Origin of the sequence: Clostridium sp. (assembly GCF_051278035.1) — a bacterium.
GTDB lineage: Bacteria > Bacillota > Clostridia > Clostridiales > Clostridiaceae > Clostridium_AD.
Window position 1 is genome coordinate 1 of the sequence record NZ_JBNMNU010000175.1, and the last position, 8,687, is coordinate 8,687.

Below are 8,687 nucleotides of genomic sequence, written 5' to 3' on the forward strand. Positions count from 1 at the left end.
GTGTAAAATTAAAAGGAACTTTATACCTATTCAATCAACATATTTTATATTCAATTTAATAATTCAAATATTTAGGGGAATAATAAAATGAAAAAAATAACAAACGACTTTAATCTTAAAGAAGGAAGAAATCTTTCAATGTTAATGGATTTTTATGAACTAACAATGTCAAATGGATACTTTGTAAATGGGATTTCAGATACTATTGTGTATTTTGATATGTTTTACAGAAAGAACCCAGATGGGGCAGGTTTTTCAATAGTAGCGGGACTAGAGCAACTTATTGATTTTATTAAGAATCTAAAATTCACACAAGAAGATATTGAGTACTTGCGATGCAAAGGGGTTTTATCAGAAGAATTTTTACAATACTTATTAACTTTTAAATTTACTGGAGATGTATATGCAATACCTGAAGGAACGCCGGTATTTCCAAATGAAGCTCTTGTAACGGTTAAATCAAAGGTAATTGATGCGCAGCTTATTGAAACAATGCTTCTATTAACAGTGAATCATCAAAGCTTAATAGTTACTAAGGCTAATAGAATTGTTAGAGCTTCTCAGGGAAGACCAGTTTTGGAACTGGGGGCAAGAAGAGCACATGGCGCTGACGGAGCTATAATTGGAGCAAGAGCTGCTTATATAGGGGGTGTAACTGGTACTGCTACTGTAATGGCGGAAACAATGTTTGGAATTCCTGCAACTGGTACAATGGCTCATTCTTGGGTGCAATTATTTGGAGATGAATATAAGGCTTTTGAAACATATGCAAAAACTTACCCAGATTCATGTACACTACTTGTTGATACTTATAACGTTATAAAAAGTGGTATTCCTAATGCTATTAAAGTTTCTAAGAATGTTCTAGAGCCAATTGGCATGAGACTCAAAGCAATTAGACTTGATAGCGGAGACCTTTCATACCTTTCTAAGAAAGTAAGAAGTATACTTGATGACGCAGGGCTTAAAGATTGTAAGATAGTTGCCTCAAACAGCTTAGATGAATATATTATAACGGATTTATTAAATCAAGGCGCTAAAATAGACATATTTGGTGTTGGTGAAAGAATGGTTACTGCTAAATCGGAACCAGTTTTTGGTGGTGTTTATAAATTAGTAGCAGTTGAAGAAAATGGAGAGATTTCTCCAAGAATAAAATTAAGTGAAAATGAAGATAAAATTATCAATCCAGGATACAAAATGACTTGGAGATTATATTACAAGGGTACACATAAGGCAATTGCTGATGTTATTACATTGGCGGATGAAGTTATAGATGAAACAGAACCTTATACAATCTTTGATCCAGTTTCTATTTGGAAGAAGAAAAAAATCACCAACTTCTATGCGGAAAAGCTCCAAGTACCAGTTTTCCTTAAAGGAAAATGTGTATATGAATCACCAACCATAGAACAAATAAAAGCTTATTGCAAAAAACAAGTAGATAGAATATGGGAGGAAGTTAGGCGGTTTTCTAATCCTCATAAATACTTTGTGGATTTATCTCAGGAACTTTGGATGGTTAAGCAGGAATTAATTCACAAATATAGAGATACACAAGAAGAAAACGAAAAATAAGTTGCGATTTTACTTCTCTAAGATTTTACCCTATATTTAAGAAATAATAGGCTTAATATCTATATATTTAGTTTTAAAATCAAAAATACAAACATATTATAAACTAGTTAATGTGTTTAAATTTTTGACGAGAGGTATAAATATGTATGAAGAATGTTAATATAAAAAAGCTTTTTAAAAGTAAAGCTACAGGAAATGTTATTATTTTTATAGCTTCAATTTTACTAATATATTTACTCACCTCCTTATATTTTTCTAAGTATTCCTTTTTTAATACAGTAATAAATGGGGTAGATGTGTCATTAAAAGCACAGGAAGATATAGAGGATATAATTAGGAATTATGTTGAGGATTATAAGCTACAGTTAGTAGAAAGAAATGGGGAAGTAGAAGAAATAATAGGACGAGATATAGGAATAGAGTACAATGAAAAAAATAGTATTGATAAAGTTTATCCCAGGAAAAATTCTTTTAAATGGATAATTTCATTATTAAAGGAGCAAAAATATTATGTTGATGATTTGTTTTTTTACAATAAAGATAAATTAGAAAATAAGATAAATAGATTAAATTGTTTAAATGCAGACATTATAGAACCTCAAAATGTAGGCTTTAAGTACGCATTTGGTTCCTATAAAGTCATTGATGAGGTATATGGAAATAAGATAATTAAAGATGAATTATATGAAAATATAGAAATGAGCATATTAAAAGGAATAAGAAAATTAGATTTAAATGAAAATCATTGTTATGAAAATCCTAGGTACACATTGAATTCTGATAAAACTGTTGAAACTAAGAATTTACTTAATGAATATGTGAAAGCAAAAATCACTTATAAATTTGGGAGTAAAAAGGAAATATTAGATGGAAATATAATAAGTGGGTGGCTTAGTGTTGATAAAAATTTAGAAACGGTTATAAGCGAAATAGCAGTTATGAAATATGTTAAACAATTGAGTAGAAAATATGATACCGTTGGAATAGTAAGAAATTTTAAAACCTCTATAGGGAAAATAGTAGAAGTCAGCGGTGGACTTTATGGCTTTGAAATTAATCGTGAGGCTGAAACAGCAGCATTATTAGAGAATATAAAACTTGGTAATGTATTTGAAAAAGAACCTATATATACTCAGAAGGCTTTATATAGGGCGGGAAATGAAATAGGTAATACTTATGTAGAAGTTAATATAACAAGACAGCATCTATGGTTTTATAAAAATGGAAAGATCATAACACAAGGTTCTGTAGTAACAGGTAATCCCAATAGAGGACATTCTACTGTTCTTGGAACTTATATGCTTAATTATAAACAAAAGGGGGCAACATTAACAGGACCTGGTTATGAAGCCCCAGTAACTTATTGGATGCCTTTTTTTGGGAATATAGGATTACATGATGCAAGTTGGAGATATTCTTTTGGAGGCGAGATATATAAGAGAAGGGGAACCCATGGATGCATAAATGCTCCAATATATTTAGCTAAAACAATTTTTGATAATATAGAAGAGGGAACTCCAATTATTTGTTATGAAGAATAAATAATTGAAAGTTCTACAATCCATCTTATTTTTTAGGAATAACATAAGAAAATAAAAAGCAGCATTTAGTGCGTTAGAAATTGAAAGTATCGGGATTTGATCCAACTCTACTGTCTTCATAAGCTGTAAGGGTAGTATCATAACCTTGATCTGAATTCCAAACTTTTGATGTTATGAATAAATATTCTCTTGAAAGGCGGGTTGCTCTAAGGCCTTCTTTAATTCCTAGACCAACACCTTTTTCATTTTTATAAACAAAGGCTGTATCTATGATTCTATAGCCGTTTTTAATCGCTGCGGTTACAGCATTTACAGCTTCAGAGCCATCTTTAACTTTGAAAACACCAAGACCAATCCAAGGCATATTAACGCTATTATACAAATGATGCAGGGAAAAAATAGTTTTATGACGAAATAATATAAATAAATGTTAAATCATTAAGTGAGTTGTACTGCATAACTAATGGAAGTAATAAACTTGACTATAAGGAGGCATTTACAATTGGAGATTGAACTTAGAAAACAAACCTTAAAACCAGAAGTTTCAAAAAATCGATTAGAAATAATTAAAAAATCGCATAAAAGATCAGTAGATTATGGTATTGAAAAAGGGATGATATTCCCTAAAAGAATACTAGAGCTAGAAGAGCTAGAAAATAAAATTAATAAAAATAGAAAGCTTTTAAATATAGCTTCTAGATTTATGGTAACTTTATATGAATTTTTAAAGGGATCTGGTTTTTTTATAATTTTACTTGATAATGAATGTTGCATTTTAAAAATTCTAGGAGATGAAGATGTAGTTAAAGAGGCACTAAGTTTAAAAATGGTAGTAGGTGCTTCTATGTCAGAGAACAGTATAGGAACAAATGCAATGGGTATTGCTATAAAAGAACATGAGCCTATTCAAATTTCTGAAAAAGAACATTTTATTACTGCATATCAAAGGTGGACTTGCTCTGCAGCACCAATTCATGATGTAGATGGGAATATAATTGGATTACTTAATTTAACTGGCGGCATGGAGAACGTTCAAAAACATACACTTGGCCTTATAGTTTCAGCTGTGAAATGTATTGAAAATCAAATAAATGTTGAATATATAAATAATAGGTTGCTAGAGACTTATCAATACATGAATAGGATAGTAGATTCTATTTATTTAGGTATATATATGATAAATAAACATGGGATTTTAGAAACCATAAATAAAGAAGCCTGTAGTATTTTACGTATAAAAGAAGAGGATATCGTTGGTAAAAAAGTGGATACTATCCTACCTGATTGGATAAATATATTTGAAAAGATTGTAAATGGAAATGTTTATAATAATTTTGAGGTAACTTTAAGCAATGAAACAACAAAAACTAGATATAATGTATCTGCAAATCCAATAGAAGTTGAAAAAGAAGTTACAGGTATGGTTATTGTGTTTACGGCAATAAAAGAGGTGATTAAACCTTTAAATCAATATAGTAGTGGTAAAGCAATTTATAATTTTGAGGATATTGTTGGTGACAGCCAAGAAATTAAAAAAGTAATAGAAGATGCTAAGGCAGTAAGTTCTTCTCCATCAACCGTTCTTATTCAAGGTGAAAGCGGAACTGGGAAAGAACTGTTGGCTCAATCTATACATAATTACGGGGATAGAAGTAATAAAACATTTATTGCTATTAATTGTGGAGCTATTTCTAAAAACCTCATAGAAAGTGAACTGTTTGGCTATGAGGAGGGTTCTTTTACAGGAGCTAGAAGAGGAGGATGTGCAGGTAAGTTTGAACTTTCAAGTGGAGGTACACTCTTTTTAGACGAAATAGGTGAGATGCCACTTGAAATGCAAGTTAGTCTTTTGAGAGTTTTGCAGGAAGGATACATAACTAGAGTTGGGGGAGATAAAATAATCCCTGTGGATGTAAGAATTATTGCTGCAACATATAAAGATTTAAAGAAAGAAGTTGAAAAAGGAAGATTTAGAGAAGATTTGTTCTATAGGCTAAGCGTTATTCCAATAAAAATTCCACCACTTAGAGAAAGAAAAGGGGATTTACCAATTCTCATTGATTTTCTTTTGAAGATAAAGGCTAATAAATTAAACAAGAGGCTTACAATTATGAGTGCAAGTATATATGAAAAAATGATAAATTATAATTGGCCCGGAAACATAAGAGAATTAGAAAATTGTATTGAAAATATAGTAAACTTAAACGGTGAAAGCACAAAGGTCTTTCACGATGGTGAAAAAAATAATACTATAGATAAGGATAATTTAAATAAAGCATTAAATATAGAAAATAAAAAAATTTACACCTTAGCAGAATTAGAAAAAAATGGAATAATAAAAGCAATGAATCAAGATGAATGTAATATGACAATAATAGCAAAAAAACTAGGCATAACTAGGGCCACGTTATACTCTAAAATAAAAAGGTACAATATAACAAGGTAAAATTCAAATAAATATATATGAACTTTAAGCACTGTATAAAAATTATACAGTGCTTAAAATTTATACGCCAAAATAAGGGAAAAAGTATAAAAAATATACAGTACCACCGAGGTAGGTTGGCTTGTACCAGTGAATTCATATAATAAAAAGTTGGCATAATATTTGCTCTATATAAGTTTATAGTTGAAAAAATTATTTGAAGCAGCTAAATCTTACGAACGAGGTGTTTTTATGAAAGTGTCGAATGCTTACGAAGCCAAAAAAACAACTACACTAATTGTTACAAATGTTGAAGAATTAAATATTAGAATGGCGGAGGTTAGAGAAGCTCAAAAGAAGTACTCTACTTTCACCCAAGAACAGGTAGATCATATATTTAAAGAAGCATCTATTGCAGCAAATGTTCAAAGAATTCCTTTAGCAAAATTAGCAGTTGAAGAAACAGGAATGGGACTTATTGAAGACAAAGTTATAAAAAATCATTATGCTTCAGAATATATATATAATTTTTATAAAGATTCACAAACTGTTGGAGTTTTCGAACATGATGAGGCTGGAGGCATATCAAAAATCTATGAACCAATTGGAGTTCTAGCAGCAGTTGTTCCAACTACAAACCCAACATCTACAGGAATATTTAAAGCACTTATAGCTTTAAAAACCCGAAATGGAATCGTTTTCTCTCCGCATCCAGGAGCTAAAAAATGTACTATTGCTGCAATTAAAGTAGTAAGAGATGCTGCAGTGGCGGCAGGCGCACCTAAAGATATAATAGCATGGGTAGATGAGCCTACAATAGAACTTTCAGGGCTTGTTATGAAATCATCAGATTTGATACTTGCAACAGGTGGTCCAGGAATGGTAAAAGCCGCTTATTCATCAGGAAAACCAGCAGTCGGAGTTGGTTCAGGAAATACACCGGCAATTATTGATGAAACAGCTGATATTAAAATGGCTGTAAGTTCAATTTTACTTTCTAAGAATTTTGATTATGGAACAATATGTGCATCTGAACAGACTATAATCGTTATGGAGAGCATATATGCAGAAGCTAAAAAAGAATTTGCTAAGAGAGGAGCTTATTTCCTTACACCAGACGAAACAGAAAAAATAAGAAAAGTAATATTAGTTGATGGTAGATTAAATCCTAAACAGGTAGGTAGAGCAGCTTCATATATTGCATCCCTGGCAGGATTTAAAGTTCCAGAAGAAACAAAAGTTCTTATAGGAGAAATCGAATCAGTAGAACTTGAAGAAGAATTTTCACATGAAAAATTATCTACAGTACTTGGTATGTATAAGGTTAAAACCTTTGATGAAGCACTAGCTAAGGCAGAAAGACTTGTTGTACTTGGAGGCTATGGGCACAGCTGCGTATTATGGACTCATAGAACTAAGTCTAAAGAAAGAATAGCTAAGTTTAGTTCGCTTATGAGAACAGGAAGAATTATGATCAATATGCCATCATCTCACGGCGGAATAGGTGACTTATTCAACTTTAAGACTACTCCTTCATTAACACTTGGTTGTGGTTCATGGGGGGGGAATTCTGTTTCAGAAAACGTTGGAATAAAGCAACTATTAAACATTAAGAATGTAGCTGAGAGGAGAGAAAATATGCTTTGGTTTAAAGTTCCTGAAAGAGTTTATTTTAAATATGGTTGCCTTGAGGTCGCTATGAGAGAATTAAAAGTGTTAGGAAAGAAGAAAGTATTTATAGTAACTGATCAGATTCTTGTTGATCTTGGAATTGTGCACAGAGCTACAAGAGTTTTAGTAGAACTTGGTATAGAGTTTAAGGTATTCTCAGATGTATTACCAGATCCAACCCTAGCTACTGCAAGAGCAGGTGTTGAAGCATTGAATACATTTAAACCAGATACAATTATGTCAATTGGAGGAGGGTCACCGATTGATGCGGCTAAAATAATGTGGGTACTATATGAACATCCAGAAGTAAAATTCGAAGACCTAGCTATGAGATTTATGGATATTAGAAAGAGAGTCTATGCATTCCCTGTAATGGGTTCCAAGTGTTATATGGTTGCAGTACCAACTACAGCTGGTACTGGTTCAGAAGTTACTCCATTTGCAGTAATTACTGATGAGAAAACAGGAGCTAAATATCCACTAGCTGATTATGAGTTACTTCCCAATATGGCAATAGTAGATGCAGAACTTATGACAAATATGCCAAAAGGACTTACAGCAGCTTCAGGTATAGATGCTTTAACTCATGCTATTGAATCTTATGTATCAATTATGGCCTCATGTTTTACAGATGGACTCGCTCTAGAAGCAATAAAAGAAATATTTAAGAACTTACCACTTGCATATAGTGAGGGTCAAACAAACATAAAAGCAAGAGAAGGAATGGCTCATGCTTCAACAATGGCTGCAATGGCATTTGGGAATGCATTCCTAGGAGTATGCCATTCAATGGCACATAAATTAGGAGCAAAACATCATGTGCCACATGGCGTTGCTAACGCATTATTAATTAATGAAACCATAAGATTTAATGCTGTAGAAAACCCAAGAAAGCAAGGGACCTTCGCACAATATGAATATCCTAATGCTAAGAGAAGATATGCAATAATTGCTGAAAATCTACAATTAGGTGGAAGTACAGACGATGAAAAAGTAGATTTATTAATTAAAGCTATTCAACAATTAAAAGACACAGTAAAGATTCCGAAGACTATAAGTGCAGCAGGAATTAAAAAAGAAGATTTCGATGCAACACTCGATGAAATGAGTGAATTAGCGTTTGATGACCAATGTACAGGTGCTAATCCAAGATACCCATTAATCAAAGAAATTAAAGAAATGTATGTCAAAGTATTCGAATAACTACATTGTACCTGAGAGGATGGATAAAGGTATGAAGGTGGATGTAAGAAATATGTCTAATGAACAAATGAAAGATCAATTCATGGAAATAAAAATAGAAAACCTTAAAAGGATTGATGCTGAAAAGCAACTTGAAAATAAACTTAAAAATAGTGTAGGTAGGAACGGTGCGGGCCTGTTGTAAAATATGGAAGCACTTGTGGGCAGATTTTACTTGCTATTGGTTTTTAAATAATTTTTATATAGAAGCAGGTGCCATGACTTCGTCA

6 protein-coding genes are annotated in these 8,687 nt (G+C 31.9%); 5 read left to right on the top strand and 1 reads right to left on the bottom strand.

Annotated features, from left to right (window positions below; genetic code table 11):
- Positions 1-87: 87 nt before the first annotated feature.
- Together ACJAX4_RS19520 and ACJAX4_RS19525 are read left to right on the top strand one after the other, a co-directional pair.
- Complete coding sequence (locus tag ACJAX4_RS19520; RefSeq protein ID WP_435791107.1) at positions 88-1,578, top strand: nicotinate phosphoribosyltransferase; 1,491 nt, start codon at positions 88-90, stop codon at positions 1,576-1,578.
- A 146-nt stretch (positions 1,579-1,724) separates the two neighbouring features.
- Positions 1,725-3,119: a L,D-transpeptidase family protein gene (locus ACJAX4_RS19525; protein ID WP_435791108.1), complete on the top strand. Its 1,395-nt coding sequence runs from the start codon at positions 1,725-1,727 to the stop codon at positions 3,117-3,119.
- 73 nt (positions 3,120-3,192) lie between these two features.
- On the opposite strand, the gene ACJAX4_RS19530 is transcribed toward ACJAX4_RS19525, so the two are convergent.
- The gene (locus tag ACJAX4_RS19530; protein ID WP_435791109.1) at positions 3,193-3,483 is read right to left on the bottom strand and encodes an aldo/keto reductase; all 291 of its coding nucleotides are present in this window, start codon (positions 3,481-3,483) and stop codon (positions 3,193-3,195) included.
- 138 nt (positions 3,484-3,621) lie between these two features.
- On the opposite strand from ACJAX4_RS19530, the gene ACJAX4_RS19535 reads away from it, so the two are divergent.
- From ACJAX4_RS19535 to ACJAX4_RS19545, 3 genes are all read left to right on the top strand, one after another.
- Entirely contained in the window at positions 3,622-5,565 is a 1,944-nt protein-coding gene (locus tag ACJAX4_RS19535) for a sigma-54-dependent Fis family transcriptional regulator (RefSeq protein WP_435791110.1), read from the top strand.
- Between the two features lie 231 nt (positions 5,566-5,796).
- Positions 5,797-8,418 carry a bifunctional acetaldehyde-CoA/alcohol dehydrogenase gene (adhE, locus tag ACJAX4_RS19540; protein ID WP_435791111.1) on the top strand — a complete coding sequence of 874 codons (2,622 nt, stop codon included), beginning with the start codon at positions 5,797-5,799 and terminating at the stop codon, positions 8,416-8,418.
- Positions 8,419-8,449: 31 nt separating this feature from the next.
- A complete protein-coding gene (locus ACJAX4_RS19545; protein ID WP_435791112.1) occupies positions 8,450-8,602 on the top strand; it encodes a hypothetical protein in 153 nt (50 codons plus the stop codon).
- The last annotated feature ends 85 nt before the right edge of the window (positions 8,603-8,687 follow it).